We start from the raw sequence: 16,665 nt of genomic DNA on the forward strand, positions 1-16,665 counted from the left end.
GTATATCAGCTTTCATTCAACTGACACAGAATTTTGAACGCCCTTTGTAAAAATTTTTGTGCGCCTTGAAAACTTAACTCAAGGAGCTCAAATGACGCACATCTCAGTCCCTAAAAAACAACTACGGTCCCTGAACTTTGACAATTTCAGGTGCCCTCTGATAAAGTCACTTTCAAAAGCACCGGAATTACAATCTCGAGGAGACCGCCCTTTAAAAATGACATTCGAAGACCAGATAAATGCTTTGGTTTATTTCCATCTTCAGGAGCACAAGTCTGCCCGACATTTAATTCAGGATCTCAAGGAGAATGTTTTTGCTAAAGAAAATATTGCGCCAGACGGTGGTATCAGCCGTAGTAGTTTCTGTGAAGCCATCAATCACAGGGGACTCGAACAACTGCAATTTATCTTTGAGGATCTTTATAAACAGGCTCTTGAGTGTCATCCGGGTGAACACGCCGAGTTAGGAGAGTTGGTTTCCATTGACGGTAGTCTCATAAATGCAGTCCTTTCAATGCACTGGGCGAACTACAGAAAAGGAAGTAAAAAGCCAAAGTACATTGCGGATTTGACATTAATCACGGAATCCCAAACAAAATCTTTTTGACTGAAGGCAACGGCGCTGAACGCACTTTTGTTCCCAAAATACTTTCCAAGGGGCAAACAGGTGTTATGGATCGTGGATATCAATCCCATAAAGAATTTGACCTGCTTCAGGAGCAAGGCAAACATTTTGTCTGCCGTATAAAAACCAGGACAACAAGAACAATTATTGATAACCACGAGACCCCTTCCGACAGCTACATTTTTTATGATGCACTGGTTAAACTTGGTACTCCGAATCAAAACCAGACGAAAAGGCCTGTTCGGGTTGTTGGCTATAAAATTGCTGGCGTCAAATACTATGTGGCAACTGACAGGCATGATTTAACACAGAAAAAATAGCAACAATTTATAAACTCCGGTGGACCATTGAGGATTTTTTCAAATGGTGGAAAGAACATCTGAAGGTATATCATCTCATTGCCCGCAGTGAATACGGCCTTATGGTTCAGATTCTTGGCGGCCTTATCACTTACCTGTTACTGGCAATCCATTGCCAAAAACAGTTTAATGAAAAGGTCACGATCAAAAGAGTTCGGCAGCTGCGAACCGCCATTCTAAATGACCTGTTTGGCTGCGAGGAGCAGGGCTCTCATAGTTCAAACAGGGACAATATTGTCAAAGATCAAAAAATTATTGAGCAAGCAAAAACCTAACCGGACATCACTGAGTTTGTTTATTTGATCGGTCATTGTCTTAACCGCTTTTTTAGCCCCTGCAGAAGTTCCTTTTCCCCTCAGATTGATTGACCATGCCTTGCTGTCGATCAATTTCATTGAGCACCTCATTTTTTTTGTGAATGTATCAAGAACGATAGGGGCCGCTTCCAATGCGATGTCATACCCGGCAGAGCTTTCAATATCATCTATTAAGCCGAATGTTCCAACCGCCATTTTTGCGGCCTCATAGAAAAAGGAATCACCCTTGCTCAGGTCAAAATTTTCCACTTCCTCTGGGGTAAAGCCCTTAAATAAATTTTTAATTTCCTGAGTGCTATCGCTTGCGATCGCTGATTCAACCCATACCATCATGGACAATAAAAGGATTAAAAAAGAGAGGACCTTTTTATTCATCATATTCACCCCTAAATTCGTATTTGTTTTCAATCATGTTTAAATAATTATTTTGTTCACTTAAAAAGGCTTGTACATTTTATCATCAAACAGCCCCATGTTCCGTCTTTGATATATATTTTTTCAAATGGATATGAACCGTGCAAGGTCTTCCTCGGTTCTTCTGGGCAATATGTGGATGGTCAGGGCAAGCCAGAACATGGCAATACCCATTCCAATTTTCCATTGAAAAAACAATCTTACTTCAATGGTCAGATTCCACTGTTTCCATAAATTTATATGGTCGGGACGTTAGGGCAAAAAAAGTTTGCAATCATAGCTTTTTAAAAGAAAATATGTCAATGATTTCCTATAATAACAGTTTTTATTGGAATAATAAGAATAGAGGCGGGATCTTCGGCTGAAAAAAGACCTCACCCTGTCCTGAAATTATCAGGATGAAATTTTCAGGACAGGGGTCAAAAAAAGGGTTAAAAGGGCCCGAATTTGATGGCCACGGCAATCATGAGAAAAATCATGGACAGACTGGCAATGCCCACCTGCATCTTCCAGGTCCACCGCATCCATCTGGGATAGGAGACCACGGTAAAGGAAAGCCCGATGAGCAGCAGGGCATTGGTGGGAAAGACCATGTTGGAAAACCCGTCCCCCAGATCAAAGGCAAAGACGGCGGTCTGCCGGGTCAGGCCCACAAGATCGGCCAGGGGTGCGATGATGGGCATGACCAAAAAGGCCTTGGCCGAGGCGAATGAGATAAAAAAGTTAAGCGCCAAAGTCAGCAGATAAATATAAAATCCCGCCTGGTAGGGGTTGGTCCCTTCAATGGCATTGGAGGCGTAAAATAAAATCGTATCCATGACATGGCCCCGGGTCATGATATGGGGAACGCTCATGGCCATGAGGATCAGGGCAATTCCGGGCAGCATGTTCATGGCCCCTGAAGAGAGCACCTTCAGCAGTTCGCCCTAGGAATAGCCGATGATCCGTCCGGCACCTGCGCCCCCGATCAAAAAGAGCAGAGCCACGGTTGGAAAGGCCGCATCCGACGGCAGGGCCGGGATCAGGCCGGCCAGAATCATGAAGACAATGGCAATGCCCAGGCAGATGCCGAACTAGATGGCCGCCCGTACCTTGGACGGATCATCCTGGGTACGGCTGCCCAGAACCTGTTCCGCACTAGACCGGTCCCTGATCCTGCAGTCGGCATCGTAGACCGGAGAGAGACTGGGATCTTTTTCTATTTTCCGGGCATATCGGCTGACAAAGAAATAACAAAGGATATAGGTGGCAATGAAAAAAATGATCCTGAACCAGGCGCCTGAAAACAAGGGCAGATCAGAAAGGTCCTGGGCCACGGCAATGGTAAAAGGATTGGTCACGGCCGCTGAAAATCCAAAGGTCAGGGCCAGCATCTCCTGCATCACCCCGCCCTGTTCCAATACGGTAAAAGAGCCCCCCAGAAAAATCATGAACAAAGACAGCACCAGGACCATGAGCCAATTGTCACCCCAGATCACCTCCACCGGGGCGGTGAACCACCGCCAGACCGGATAGCCTGCGTCCTGAAGGTAGTCAAAAGAACCTGCCACCACCGCCATCCGGCCTTCGGTTACCACCCGTTCATAGGCCCCGGCCGGAATCCATCGGGTTAAAAACCCTGAAAAAATAATAAGCAAAAATAAAATCCCAAATGCAGTCAGAAAAGGCTTGAGCCTGATTTTGAGTATGGAATCGTCCTGGGCAGCGGTCTGGTCGGCGGTTTTTTCAGTCATAAAAGTATCCTTATGGGTATTAAAGATGAGAAAAAAGCTGAAGGTAAAAGGCCAGTCCCTGTTCAAGGTTTTCCAGGGAGACCCGTTCATTGACCCCGTGGATGGTGGCCACATCCTCGGGAGTCAGCACCAGGGGGGTAAATCTTAACACCTGGTCTGTCAGATCATGGTAATACTTGGAATCTGTGGACCCGTTGACCAGAAAAGGAACGGCAACCACCCCGGGATGGGTATGGGCAAGCACCTTTTGAATAAGTTTAAACCCTGAACCATCCACAGGACCTGAAGGGATGGGTTCATTTGGGGGCCAGTGCCCGGCATCCCCAATGACGAGACCCGGGTCGGCCAGGGTTTTTCTGTGCCGGGTGCGGATCTGCTCGATGGAATCCCCCGGCATAATCCTGTGGTTGACCAGGCAGGTCGCCTGGCTGGGCAGGACATTTTCCTGTTCCCCTGCCCTGAACACGGTCACGGCCTGGGTGGTCCGGATCAGACTGTCCGTCACCTTGTTCTTTGAAAAAATATAAAGGATCAAGGGCCGGGTCAGCCAGAGGTTGGAAAATACCAGGCCCAACCCCGTGGAGACATGGGGGACAAATCTTTTGAGCATCTGAGATAGCACAGGATCAAGGCCGGTGGGAAACAGATTTTTCTCCAGGCGGGCAATGCCCTGGGCCAGCCGGCCAATGGCGGTTCCCTCTTTTGCGGGCATGGAAGAATGGCCGCTCTCCCCGGATGCTGAAATCTTAAAAGTGACAAATCATTTTTCCGCCATGCCCACCAATGCGGCAGGCCGGCCCTTGAGAAAGGCCAGCTGGCATTTGATGTCCAGGGTGCCCCGGCCCCAGAGGATCCCCTCTTTTACCCGGCCGCTGAACGGGGGTTCATCCCAGGATTCATCCCCTTTTTCCTCGGCAGGCACCACATCGTAATGGGCCAGAAAAAGGACCGGCTTTTTTTGGTCATTTTTCCCCTTCCAATGATAAATCAGGCCAAAATCCCCATGGACTTCACGGGTCATTGTCTTGTGCACCTCAGGATACATTTCAACCAGGCTCTCCTGAAAGGCACGGAACAGGGAAAGATCACGTTTGCTCCGATCGGTCCAGGAGATTGTGGGCAGCTGGATCATTCGGGAAAACCGCTGGATAAACCCGTTAAAATCAGGTTCAGGTAAATCAGGCGCATCCTTGCCCAAATCATCGGGCAGGGTAAATTCGCGTTTTACAGATAAGTACCGGACAAAACAGACAAGCCCCACCCCAGCCAAGAGAATCACGACAATCAAAAATACAGGCATAGAATCAACCGTCCTTTAGATTAAGATGAAATTGACCTATAGGACATGGGCACAGGTTTTGTCAAGTAAGAGCTAATTTATCCCGGGTGCCCATTCATGCCGACCTGATTGAAACAGGCCGGCATGGGTCTAACCAGTATTTTATTGAACCATTTTATCGGGCAGATAGGAGACCACTTCTGGAAACAGGGTCACAAACACCACCATGAGCACCATGATAATGAAAAACGGGAGGGTGGCCTTGAGAATGGTCCCCACCCGTTCATCGGAAATTCCCTGGATCACAAAGATACTGAACCCCACGGGCGGGGTGATCTGGGAGAGTTCCACCATGAACACCAGAAAAATACCGAACCAGAGGGGATCAAACCCCGCCTGGATCACAATGGGGAGAACAATGGGCAGGGTCATGACCACAATGGAAATCCCGTCCAGCATCATGCCCAGAAAAATATACATCAGGCCCACCACAAAGATCAGCACATAGGGGGACAGGTTCAGCCCTGCAATGTAAACGCTCACGGCCCGGGCAATGCCGACAAACCCCACGATCTGGGATAAGAATGAGGCTGCCAGGATAATAAAGCAGATCATGCAGGTGGTTTTGACCGCATTGACCAGGGCTTCTTTAAAATTTTCCCAGGTCAGATTTTTAAAGGCCAAAGCAAGGATGAGGGCGCCGATGACTCCGATGGCAGACGCCTCGGTCGGGGTGGTAATGCCCATGTAGATGCCGCCGAGAACGGCAAAGATCAATCCTAAAATCGGCAGAAGGTCTTTTAGGGCTAAAATTTTCTCTTCCGGGGAATAGCTCTCTGTTTTTTCCGGCACCACCCCGGGATTAACCAGGGAAACAGCCATGATATACAAAGAATAACAGGAGGCCAGGAACAGCCCGGGGATGACCCCGGAGATGAACAGCTTGCCGATGGAGGTGTCGGACAAAATCCCGTAGATGATCATGATCAGGCTGGGGGGGATGAGAAAGCCCAGGGTGCCGGCACCGGCAAGGGAGCCGATGGCCAGATTCTTGGAATAGCCCCGTTTGGAAAGTTCATCCAAAGTGATCTTGCCCACCGTGGCGGTGGTGGCGGCGCTGGAGCCGGAGACCGCGGCAAACAGAGAGCAGGCAAAAACATTGATGTGAAGCAGGCGGCCGGGAATTTTAGAGAGCCAGGGCAGAAGACCGTTGAGCAGTTTGGTGGAGATGGCGGTCCTGTAAAGGATCTCTCCCATGAGAATGAACAAAGGCAGGGCGGTCAGCGACCATGAATTGGTGGAATTATAAATGGAATTGGCCAGGAGCCCCCCGATTTTATCCCAGACCGAAATCACCGGCGGCAGCTTTAAATCAAATACCAGCATTCCGAAAATCCCCGTGCAGAGCAGGGAAAATCCGATCCACAGCCCGGAAAACAGGCAGAAAAACATAAAGCCGAAAAGCACAACCGACATAATCAAGGGATCGGAAATCATATGAGCCTCTTTAATAGCCTTGCCCCAAGCTGGAGATCAAAGAGCAGCAGCCCCAAGGGGATGACCAGCTGGGAAAGGTAGATAGGGGTTTCGGAAATGGTATCCGCCTGCATGCCAAGGGCCCAGGAGTCATAGACCATGAGGGATGCATAATAAAGGGCAAAACTGGTCACTCCAATGGCCACGGCCGTGGTCAACACGTCCAGGACCGCCTGCCCTTTTTCGCCCAATACCGATGTCACCAGGGTGATTTTAATATGCCCGTCTTCTTTAAAGGTAAAGGCAAGCCCGAGAAGCACCACCCCCACAAAAAAATAGGCAGAATATTCGTCCGAGATCAGGGTAGACGTATTAAAGACAGACCTTAACAAAATTTCCACGGCAATGACCAGGACGATGAGCACCATGAACAAAGCGGATAAACAGCCCCCCCCTAAGGAGAGCCTGTCTACTAGATCAATAATTTTTTTCATTTGGTATGGGCTTTAAGCAATGCTTTGGTCTTTGAGTCTGCCTTTTTGGCAAATTCCTCAACGATCAGGGCAGCGGCCTTGTCCATTTCAGCACTGAGCGCATCAGAGGGCTGGGCAATGGTAAACCCGTTTTCCTTGATAATGGCAAGGGCTTCCAGGGTCTTGGTTTCAGAGGCTTTCCACTGGTTGGCTTCGGTCTCTGCCGCGGCCTTGAGAATGGCAGCCTTCTGATTCTTGGACATGGCGTCCCAATAATCCATGTTCACGGTAACCATGTTCAGAGGAAAGGCATAGTTAATATTGGTAAAATGGTTGAGCACTTCCCAGAACTTCCCGTTTTTAGTGGATTCCGCAGAGGTCAGGACAGAATCAATCATCCCGGTTCTCAAAGAGGAGTAGACCTCACCCCAGGGCAGGGAGAGCGGTGCTCCGCCCAGTTCCCTTAAAAAATTGGCCCCGTTTTTATCATAGGTTCTTGTTTTAAGGCCCTTGATATCAGCAGAACCTGCAACCGCTTTCTGGGTAACCAGTCCAGAGGGGGGCCAGGGTGCTGCATAGAGAAATTTCTGGTTCCATTTGGCCGCGGCTTTTTCATAAAGGGGTTTGGAGTCTGCGTACAATGCCTTGGCCTCGGCAAAAGAGGCGGCCAGTCGGGGCAAAGAGGAAAGACCAAACACATGTTCACTGCCGGCCACCACCCCCATGAGAATATCACTCATGGGCAATTGTGCATCTTTGACCGACTTTAAAAGCTCAGGCCCCTTGAATCCGAGGCTGCCGCCGGGATGCACCGTAATCTCCACGCTGTCGTTGGAATAGGTCTTGGCAAGGGCGGCAAAATCCATGGCGCCCATGGTGTGGAAACTTGTGGCCCCGTAGACGGCGTTCAAGTCCAGTTTCATTGTTTTTTCAGCCCATGAGGGAGAGGCCGCAAACCATGCCATGACTGTGATGATCAATGCTTTTTTCAAGGTATTCATAAACACTCCTTTGAAATATATTATTATTATTCCCCGGCCCGACAATCTCACCGGCCAGGGGATATCCAGGTCCGGTTAAATCTGAATCATATACTTTTCCATCCGCTCTCTGAAAACCAAGTGGTCGTAAAAATCCCTGCCCAGGGTTAAAATCGATTTGACCCCAAGGTCGGCATTCTGCAACTTCTGGAAGGCGTTCATCTTTTCTCTGTATATATCATGGGCCTGTTCAAGGGAGACAGGCTCAAACCGGATCTGGTTTCCGGGCACCGCCTGGGCAAGCCTGGGAAGATCCGACGAGATCACCGTGGCAATTTTAGCATACCCGCCCACGGTCTGCTCAGCTAAAAGGATAATGGGCTGGCCGTCCGCCGGGATCTGCACCCCGCCGGGCAGGCTGGGCTCAGAGATGATGCTTTGGGGCATATTTTTTTTCCGGCACACCTTGGCGCCGTCAAGCCGATACCCCATTCGGTTGGATTGGGGGGTCACGGTAAAGGGCTGGGTGAAAAAAGTCTCCATGCCGGAATCAAAATAGGTCTCCTGGGGGCCGGGAACCACCCTCAAGGTAATCTTGGAAGGATATCGGGGAACGAGGGTTTCAGGAATTGTTCTGCTGAACGCCAGTTGTCGGCCCTCTCCCCGTTCAAGAACGTCGCCCGGGGCAAGAATGCGTCCTTTAAATCCCCCGAATTTGGCTCCGATATATGAAGACCGGCTGTTCATGACCACCGGGACATCAATCCCTCCGGTCAGGGCAAGATAGGTCCTGCACCCGGTATTCACCAGGCCCAATTGGATCATATCCCCGGGCCGGACATGGTGGGAGGTCCAGGCAGGGCAGGGATTTTGGTTAATGGACAGCCCCATATCCCCTCCGGTAACGGAAATATCAAATTCATCCAAGGCCTCCATCTGGCCGCCTGAAAAGGTAAATTCGAGCACGGCGGCATCAGGATCATTGCCCACCAGTAAATTGGCCAGATCCCCGGCCTCTTTGTCCAGCATACCGCAGGGCGGTACCCCGAACTGCTGAAACCCGAATCTGCCCCGGTCCTGAACCGTTGTAAAAGGGCCGGGGGCGATGATCTTCAACGCCTTCATGCCGCCCCCGTTTTGATCTCGTTAAACCGGTCCAGAGAGATGGGTGTAAATTTTAACTGGTCTCCGGCCTTGAGCAGAATGGGATTTTCCCTTGCAGGATCAAACAATTTAACCGGGCATTGGCCGATGAGCTGCCATCCCCCGGGACTGTCAATGGGATAAATCCCGGTCTGATTATTGGCAATGCCCACAGAGCCTGCCGGCACATGGGTTCGGGGAGAGCTGAGCCTGGGGGTATGAATCTTTTTTGAAAGGCCGCCCAAATAGGGAAATCCAGGGGTAAACCCGATCATATACACCGGATAAAGCGGGGCCGTATGAATTTCAACCACCGCTTGGGCGGTAAGACCGTTGGTCCGGGCCACATGGGCCATGTCCGGCCCGAGGCTTGGGTGGTAACAGACGGGAAGGTCAACAATATCAGGGGCTGCAAGAACAATGGAATCCAGGGTCTCATAAAGGGAGACAAGCCAGGGAATCAAACGGTCAGGAGAGGTCACCACCGGGTCATACACAAGGATCACGGCGCAATAGGTGGGAATAATTTCATCCACCCCTGAAGCAGGATTTTCTGCCATCCGAGTGGTCATGGCCCTGATCCGTGTATTCACACCAGGATCAATCACATTGCCCAGCTCCATGAGCAGCCCCCTGTCACCGGCAAGTTTGAACCGCGGTGCGGCATATAAAATGTTTGTATTTTGTGTCATTTCCCTAATCTGTCTGAAATTCCTTTCAACCGATGAAAACAATCACTAATAAATATACTTGTCATATATTTTAAAATATTGTCAAGTATATTTAAAATATTTTATACCAAAACCCTTCTCTGGAAAAGCCATGAAGAGGCCGCCAACACTCAGGATTAACCCTTGCCCGGAGCAAACAAAAGACAAGGATCAGACATGGCCGCAGATCAAAGGGCCGCGCCCATGGGGACCACCCCCATCCCCATGGATTCAAGCCCGGTGCGAATCTTTCTGACCAGATCCACGGCACTGGGATTGTCTCCGTGGACGCAGAGGGTTTGAACCTCAAGATCGATGCGGGACCCGTCACTGGCCACCACAAACCCCTGGGCCATATCCATGGCCCTTTGGGCCACCTGTTCTGGATCCGAGATCACGGCATTGGGCTCATTCCTGGGCACCAAAGTGCCCTGGGGGGTATAGGCACGGTCCGGAAAGGCCTCAAACACAACCTTCAGCCCCAAATCATCTCCCATTTTCCGCATGGTCTCTCCTTTTTTTCCGGCCAGGGCCACAAAGCAGAGGTCCGGATCCAGACTGAGGATGGCATTGGCCACGGCCCGGGCTGTTTCCTTGTTTTCCACGGCATCCAGATAAAGCGCCCCATGGGGCTTGACATGCTGAAGCCTGACCTTGTGAACCCGGCAAAAGGCCTGGAGAGCTCCGATCTGGTAGACCAGATAGTCTTTAATTTCTTCGGGGCTCAAACGCATATGCCGGCGGCCGAACCCCATGAGATCGGGGTATCCGGGATGGGCACCGGCCATGACCCCCCAGGCCTTGGCCGATTGAACCGTGGCATCCATGACCTGGGGATCTCCGGCATGCCAGCCGCAGGCAATATTGGCCGAAGAGATATAAGGCATGACCTGGTCATCCAGGCCCAGGGTATAATTTCCAAAACTCTCACCCATGTCGCAATTCAAATCAATTGTTTTCATTTTTCCCCTCTAACCTCAGGACACCATAAATTGAATGATGCGGTTCCTGAACGTTTCTATGTGGTGTTTGAGCAATTCCCTCAGCGGCAGAATGTTTTTGGTTTCAAGGCATGAAATGATTTTATCATGCTCCTTGATCACGCTGGCATAATGACTTTCAAGACTCTGGTCCGAATCAATAATCGTATTATAGGAGAGATAGGAGAGCCGTTTTGCTTCGCTTCGCACATCATGGGTGGCCCGGATAAGGAACTCATTCTGGGACGATCCGGCAAAATCCATGTGGAATTGATGATTGGCTTCAACCATACCCAGGAGGTCCTCCTCCTGGACGGCCCTCTGAATCGCCTGATTATCCGCTTTCATCTTTTCAAGAGCAATGCTGCAATTTTTTGTCAGGGCAATCTCAGCCACCCCGTTTTCAAATATGCGCATGGATTCAAACATGGCCTTGGTGTTCTGGAGGGTGATGGGCCGGACAATCACCCCGCGATTGGGGTGGGACTCTACCATTTTTTCACCCTGAAGCCGGACCAGAGCCTCCCTTACAGGGGTTCTTCCGATGCCCAGATCCGCCATGAGCTGGGTCTCTTCCAAATGCTGGCTGGGCTGATATTCCAGACAGATAATGCGCTGGACAATGGCTTCGTAGGCTGTCACGGCAAGGGGCTGCTTTGATGCTTTTTCCGTCTTTAATTTCATGATCCACCTTTTTTGATTGGTTTGGATCAGGTTATCGAAAGGAAAAATATATTTCAAGTATATTCTATTTAAAATATAAAGAGGCAGTTCTCCATTATCCAGGCTGAAACCGTATCGATCTATACCGGGCCCGAAGCCCTCCTTTGTTCCGGGCAGACTTGAAAAACCGAAGGCAAATTTTTTGCTGGGTCAGGGTCAGGGTCGACGAAATTCCCATTTTCCGGGAATTATCCGTTTTTGCCGAATCCGGCAGATCCCTCCGGCCATGGGGGCGTTGGGTGATGTGGGTATAATAGAGAAGGGCCCGATCCATAAGAACATACAAAAACTGAAGATTTTCATTGGGGCCCACCTGGACCCGGTCCCCTCCAAGCCCTTTGGCTCCCTGGCCGGCCGCTGCCGTGTCCAGAACCGCCCCCATGGTCCCGCCCACCACGGCACCGGCCGTGGCCAGCTGTTTTTGGGTCAGGCCCAGCATTTCCCAGGTCTGGTCAGAAAACAAATCATGTCCAAGGATTGAATACTCAGGCAGAGGATAATCAAAAAGATGATGGCGAAACAGGGACCTAATCCTGTTAAACATCTTTTTTTCCATCTTCCGGATCTCTTGGCGGTACGTAAGGGTCAATTGTTCTTTAAGGTCGGCCGGATCCATGTCCCGGGTCAGTTTTCCGGACAAAGAAAAGCCCACAGCCTGTTCAATTCCATGGGTGATATAGGCACAGGCCAGGCGGTTCCGCTTGTTCCACTCCCCTTTAAAGGCCTGGATTACCCGCTCCAGGCCCGGCTCCCAGTCCTGATCAATGGCCTTAAGGCTTTCCAGCATTCGGATCCGCTCGTAAAAATCTGCCTGGTTGGAGTTAAAAACCCGGATCACGTTAAAATATTTGCCAAATTCTTCTTTCCACAGGTCAGTATAATCCCGGTCCCGGGATTTGGCATTGATCACAGCCATCCTGGGCCGGCCCGTGAGCCTGAGAATTTCCATCTCAGCCAGATCATCCTCCCTCACCGGCCTTGCGCCGTCCACCACATAGATAATGCCTGCCCCCTTGGCCACCGGTGCAAGCAGCTCGCACTCATCTGCGAAAAAAGGGTCTGATTCAAACCTTGAAATAAACCGGTTCAAAAGATCAGGGCCGGGATTTTCCCTGAACCAGGCCAGGGTCTGGCAAGGCACCTGGAAGCCGGGGGTGTCCACGAACCGGATAATCTCGCGCTGGTCTATGTTCACGGTATAGGTGCTGGAAACCGTGGTTTCACCCGGCACCTGGCTGACCATAATTTTGTCATTCTCGGTCAGGGTCGAGACCACCGAGGATTTGCCCTCGTTTGGATGGCCCAGCACTGCAAATTCAGGTATGGATTCCAGGGTCATGACATCCACCTTTCCAAAATAATATCGGGATCATTCATCTGAGCCACAGCCGTTTTCCAGACCTGGTAGTTAATATCCGGTTCATCCGATTAATGCGTACCTTTTATTGTGAAGGTCCAAAAGTTTCAACCTGAAAAACTCCGAATCCCTGTATCCATAAGCTTTCCGTTTCATGGTTTTTATCTTGTTATTTGTCCCTTCTAAAGGACCTGTAGATATCCTGTAATCATAGTATGAAAGGATTCTTTGCCTGTGCACAGCCAAGGTCTTGGCAAATTTCATCAACATTGGAATTTTGGAAATATTGGCCAGATTGATCCAATTGCTGACTATCTTTTCAGCTGTTTCTTTTTTCTTTTGATTCCATATTTGCCTGAGTTCCTCTTTCATGTAGTAGACTACCAATAGCGGCTGATTTATTTTCAATGCTTCTTCTAACCGTTGGGCCTCCTTCTTGTCATCACTGAGGTTTTCGGGATTTTTTAACAAAAGCCACCGGACTCCCTTCAGAAGTTTTTGTTGCCCGGTATTGGCAAGAAGGTTGTAGAGCTTTCGCCTGAAATCCGACAGTTTCTCATTGAACAATTTAACAACATGAAATCTGTCAAAGACAATTGCTGAACCAGAAAGATTTTCAATAACAGCACTCAAGTATGCCGGGGACATATCGATGCTGACGGCTTTGATTTTTGCTTTCGATATTTTCACTTTTGTCCAAAAAGATTTCAAAGCTTCACCACCTTTTCCTTCTCCCACGTGCAGAATTCTACCGGATTCCAGATCCATCACGATGGTCAAGTATTTATGCCCTTTCCCTATGGAAATTTCATCTATGGCAATCTGCCGGACTTTCTCAAGGGGGATATTTCGATAACGCCTCAGCAGGTCTTCTTTCTGGATCTGCTTTATCGTATCCCAGCTGATCCTTAAATGGATGGCAATATCTTTGATTGTCATGAACTGAGACAACTCCAAGACATACCGTTCAAAAGCCCGGGTATAGCTTTTCCCCTCCTGGGCAAAGGATAGTTTGATTTGCCGGACAAATTGACAGAACGAACACCAAATTCTCTGGATAGCCGTCCTGAGAATCACGGGTTTTGAACCTACCGGTATTGTTCTGAGATCTCTTGTCACAATCCCTTTCCTGGTGACGGACCTGGAATTACATTCCGGGCATTTTACCGCCTCCGGTTTTGGTATGAGTTCAAAAGTGATTATTCCACCGATGAAACGTGTTGTTTTATAAAAGTAGTCACGAAGGCCAAAGGCATGGTATATGAAGCTTGTGGACATTAATTCATTCTCCGATTTTGTGCGAATAACACAAAAAAATTAGAACATGATCATGTTCACACCATCATTTCAAGCATAAAAATCCTTACTGTGTTATTGCCTTCCCAGTGATGTTTCTCAGTCCAGGTACGCGATTTTCTGATGAACCTAATATCCTCATTGTCCACACCAGGAGAATCCGCTCCAGGGGTCTGGGTTAAAAATATCCAAAAAGGCCGGTCGGGAAACAGGGATTGCCTGATCTGGACAATATAATGGAGAACTCCCCGGATAGGGGGCTGCCATACTTCTTGAAGCATGATCACAGGTGCTTTGCCATGGCTTGGAACCAGGGGTTCAAGAAAGGATAAATCTTTTTCCAAATCAAGGCTGAGACTGCAGGACTGGGTGACATTTACCCCCAATTGGGCTTCCAGGGCCTGGCAGGCCGATGCCATGGCCGACTCCGGATAAACCCGGGCAGAGCCAATCACCAGCCCGGAAATCTTTTGATACCCGTTAACAGGGACCTTCTCTTTTTTCTCCTCTACCCACCCCTCGTTGCAGGGATTTTCCAAAAAGGGATCAGGCAGGGGCGCCCTGTTTGCGGCAATGCTCCCCCGGGTGTGCCGGACCTTAATATCCATTTGGGGAGACCGCATTCTTGCAACCAGCCGTTTATACCGGGGCAGGCTGAAATCAAACCGGTCCACAGCCCTTTTCCGGGCCACCAGATGTTCCGTGGCCAGGCCCAAGATTCCCTCCTTGAGCAGAATCCGGCTGCCCTCGATCTGTTCAAGGGTCGGCACCCCCATGGATTCGGGCAGAATCCAGGACCAGGGCAGGGCCAGAAAAGAGACCAGGGAATGAATCTGGCTGCCCGACTGAAGCAAGGTGGATTGCCAGCCAAAGGCCAGGTCTGTCACCAGCACACGGAAAAGGGTGCCGCACAAGGCGCCCAAAGAAAAAAACAAGGCTGCCAGAGACGAGAGACTAAAAAAAGGCCAAAATAAAATGCCCTGGTATTCCCGGGTATTCAGCTTGAAAAACCCCTTGGCCTCTGAAATGGACCGTATATTTTCTTTCCCGGGCATCGGGCCAATCCCCTTGGCCAGACGCTTAAATTGTTTTTTGAAAAATTCAAAGATCAGGGCATGAATAAAAAAGGGGCCTGACCGGGTATTTCCCGATGTTTCCCCTTGAATCCGACGGATCATTACCCCGGCTGAGGCCAGGGAAAGCAGGCCCTGGAAAATAACAAAAAAAGCAATAAACAAGGTGACATTCACGGGCCGGCTGCCATGGTAGGCCAAAAAAGAATAGGCCGTAACAAGGCCCAGAACCATCCCTGCCAGGGCCAGGCCCCGACAGGTCCATTGATACAAGGATAAAAACAGGCTGCCCGGAAGCCGGGCCGGGTCTGGATTTTTTGTTTCGTGAAAAAATAAAAGCTTGCGGAATTCAAGCCAGGCAAAGATCAGGCCCCTGTCATCCAGGCCATGGGTGTCAATCTGGTTAAATATATCCCGGTCCCTGGCCCGGACCCGGTTCTGATCCTCTCCTGCCCGGGTGTCATCCAGGCGAATCAGATAGTCCAGATCCATTCAGTGATGTCCGGTTAGGTTTTTGCTTGCTCAATAATTTTTTGATCTTTGACAATATTGTCCCTGTTTGAACTATGAGAGCCCTGCTCCTCGCAGCCAAACAGGTCATTTAGAATGGCGGTTCGCAGCTGCCGAACTCTTTTGATCGTGACCTTTTCATTAAACTGTTTTTGGCAATGGATTGCCAGTAACAGGTAAGTGATAAGGCCGCCAAGAATCTGAACCATAAGGCCGTATTCACTGCGGGCAATGAGATGATATACCTTCAGATGTTCTTTCCACCATTTGAAAAAATCCTCAATGGTCCACCGGAGTTTATAAATTGTTGCTATTTGTTCCGCTGTTAAATCATGCCTGTCAGTTGCCACATAGTATTTGACGCCAGCAATTTTATAGCCAACAACCCGAACAGGCCTTTTCGTCTGGTTTTGATTCGGAGTACCAAGTTTAACCAGTGCATCATAAAAAATGTAGCTGTCGGAAGGGGTCTCGTGGTTATCAATAATTGTTCTTGTTGTCCTGGTTTTTATACGGCAGACAAAATGTTTGCCTTGCTCCTGAAGCAGGTCAAATTCTTTATGGGATTGATATCCACGATCCATAACACCTGTTTGCCCCTTGGAAAGTATTTTGGGAACAAAAGTGCGTTCAGCGCCGTTGCCTTCAGTCAAAAAGATTTTGTTTGGGATTCCGTGATTAATGTCAAATCCGCAATGTACTTTGGCTTTTTTACTTCCTTTTCTGTAGTTCGCCCAGTGCATTGAAAGGACTGCATTTATGAGACTACCGTCAATGGAAACCAACTCTCCTAACTCGGCGTGTTCACCCGGATGACACTCAAGAGCCTGTTTATAAAGATCCTCAAAGATAAATTGCAGTTGTTCGAGTCCCCTGTGATTGATGGCTTCACAGAAACTACTACGGCTGATACCACCGTTTGGCGCAATATTTTCTTTAGCAAAAACATTCTCCTTGAGATCCTGAATTAAATGTCGGGCAGACTTGTGCTCCTGAAGATGGAAATAAACCAAAGCATTTATCTGGTCTTCGAATGTCATTTTTAAAGGGCGGTCTCCTCGAGATTGTAATTCCGGTGCTTTTGAAAGTGACTTTATCAGAGGGCACCTGAAATTGTCAAAGTTCAGGGACCGTAGTTGTTTTTTAGGGACTGAGATGTGCGTCATTTGAGCTCCTTGAGTTAAATTTTCAAGGCGCACAAAAATTTTTACGCACAT

At 49.2% G+C, this 16,665-nt stretch carries 16 protein-coding genes and 1 pseudogene; 1 reads left to right on the forward strand and 16 read right to left on the reverse strand.

Annotated features, from left to right (window positions below; genetic code table 11):
• The first annotated feature begins 91 nt into the window (after positions 1 to 91).
• A pseudogene (locus tag HUN05_04060) lies at positions 92 to 1,259 on the forward strand (IS4 family transposase).
• On the opposite strand, the gene HUN05_04065 reads toward HUN05_04060, so the two are convergent.
• From HUN05_04065 to HUN05_04140, 16 genes are all read right to left on the reverse strand, one after another.
• Positions 1,203 to 1,679, reverse strand: coding sequence for a hypothetical protein (locus tag HUN05_04065; protein WDP84424.1), 477 nt, complete (start codon positions 1,677 to 1,679; stop codon positions 1,203 to 1,205). The pseudogene HUN05_04060 and the gene HUN05_04065 overlap by 57 nt on opposite strands.
• Positions 1,680 to 2,146: 467 nt before the next feature.
• Positions 2,147 to 2,626 carry a hypothetical protein gene (locus HUN05_04070; GenBank protein WDP84425.1) on the reverse strand — a complete coding sequence of 160 codons (480 nt, stop codon included), beginning with the start codon at positions 2,624 to 2,626 and terminating at the stop codon, positions 2,147 to 2,149.
• 162 nt (positions 2,627 to 2,788) lie between these two features.
• The gene (locus HUN05_04075; protein ID WDP84426.1) at positions 2,789 to 3,448 is read right to left on the reverse strand and encodes a hypothetical protein; all 660 of its coding nucleotides are present in this window, start codon (positions 3,446 to 3,448) and stop codon (positions 2,789 to 2,791) included.
• A 19-nt stretch (positions 3,449 to 3,467) separates the two neighbouring features.
• Complete coding sequence (locus tag HUN05_04080; GenBank protein ID WDP84427.1) at positions 3,468 to 4,160, reverse strand: M20/M25/M40 family metallo-hydrolase; 693 nt, start codon at positions 4,158 to 4,160, stop codon at positions 3,468 to 3,470.
• Between the two features lie 48 nt (positions 4,161 to 4,208).
• Positions 4,209 to 4,748, reverse strand: coding sequence for a M20/M25/M40 family metallo-hydrolase (locus HUN05_04085; GenBank protein ID WDP84428.1), 540 nt, complete (start codon positions 4,746 to 4,748; stop codon positions 4,209 to 4,211).
• Positions 4,749 to 4,889: 141 nt separating this feature from the next.
• Complete coding sequence (locus HUN05_04090; protein ID WDP84429.1) at positions 4,890 to 6,224, reverse strand: TRAP transporter large permease subunit; 1,335 nt, start codon at positions 6,222 to 6,224, stop codon at positions 4,890 to 4,892.
• On the reverse strand, positions 6,221 to 6,697 hold the full coding sequence (locus tag HUN05_04095) for a TRAP transporter small permease subunit (protein ID WDP84430.1): 477 nt from the start codon (positions 6,695 to 6,697) through the stop codon (positions 6,221 to 6,223). Before HUN05_04095 ends, HUN05_04090 begins: the two co-directional genes overlap by 4 nt.
• Positions 6,694 to 7,677: a TRAP transporter substrate-binding protein gene (locus HUN05_04100; protein WDP84431.1), complete on the reverse strand. Its 984-nt coding sequence runs from the start codon at positions 7,675 to 7,677 to the stop codon at positions 6,694 to 6,696. The genes HUN05_04095 and HUN05_04100 overlap by 4 nt, the downstream gene beginning before the upstream one ends.
• Before the next feature lie 75 nt (positions 7,678 to 7,752).
• The gene (locus HUN05_04105; GenBank protein WDP84432.1) at positions 7,753 to 8,781 is read right to left on the reverse strand and encodes a biotin-dependent carboxyltransferase family protein; all 1,029 of its coding nucleotides are present in this window, start codon (positions 8,779 to 8,781) and stop codon (positions 7,753 to 7,755) included.
• Positions 8,778 to 9,491 carry a 5-oxoprolinase subunit PxpB gene (gene pxpB / locus HUN05_04110; protein ID WDP84433.1) on the reverse strand — a complete coding sequence of 238 codons (714 nt, stop codon included), beginning with the start codon at positions 9,489 to 9,491 and terminating at the stop codon, positions 8,778 to 8,780. The genes HUN05_04105 and pxpB overlap by 4 nt, the downstream gene beginning before the upstream one ends.
• A 206-nt stretch (positions 9,492 to 9,697) precedes the next feature.
• Positions 9,698 to 10,471, reverse strand: a complete 774-nt coding sequence (locus HUN05_04115; GenBank protein ID WDP84434.1) for a 5-oxoprolinase subunit PxpA — start codon at positions 10,469 to 10,471, stop codon at positions 9,698 to 9,700.
• Positions 10,472 to 10,486: 15 nt separating this feature from the next.
• Positions 10,487 to 11,173 (reverse strand): GntR family transcriptional regulator, encoded by a 687-nt coding sequence (locus HUN05_04120; protein ID WDP84435.1) that lies wholly within the window; start codon positions 11,171 to 11,173, stop codon positions 10,487 to 10,489.
• 94 nt (positions 11,174 to 11,267) lie between these two features.
• Positions 11,268 to 12,545: a GTPase/DUF3482 domain-containing protein gene (locus HUN05_04125; GenBank protein ID WDP87916.1), complete on the reverse strand. Its 1,278-nt coding sequence runs from the start codon at positions 12,543 to 12,545 to the stop codon at positions 11,268 to 11,270.
• Positions 12,546 to 12,632: 87 nt separating this feature from the next.
• Complete coding sequence (locus HUN05_04130) at positions 12,633 to 13,847, reverse strand: ISL3 family transposase (GenBank protein WDP84436.1); 1,215 nt, start codon at positions 13,845 to 13,847, stop codon at positions 12,633 to 12,635.
• 56 nt (positions 13,848 to 13,903) lie between these two features.
• Complete coding sequence (locus tag HUN05_04135; GenBank protein WDP84437.1) at positions 13,904 to 15,430, reverse strand: DUF2868 domain-containing protein; 1,527 nt, start codon at positions 15,428 to 15,430, stop codon at positions 13,904 to 13,906.
• Between the two features lie 14 nt (positions 15,431 to 15,444).
• A complete protein-coding gene (locus tag HUN05_04140; GenBank protein ID WDP87917.1) occupies positions 15,445 to 16,614 on the reverse strand; it encodes an IS4 family transposase in 1,170 nt (389 codons plus the stop codon).
• Positions 16,615 to 16,665 lie beyond the last annotated feature (51 nt).

Origin of the sequence: Desulfobacter sp., assembly GCA_028768545.1 — a bacterium.
Classification (GTDB): domain Bacteria; phylum Desulfobacterota; class Desulfobacteria; order Desulfobacterales; family Desulfobacteraceae; genus Desulfobacter.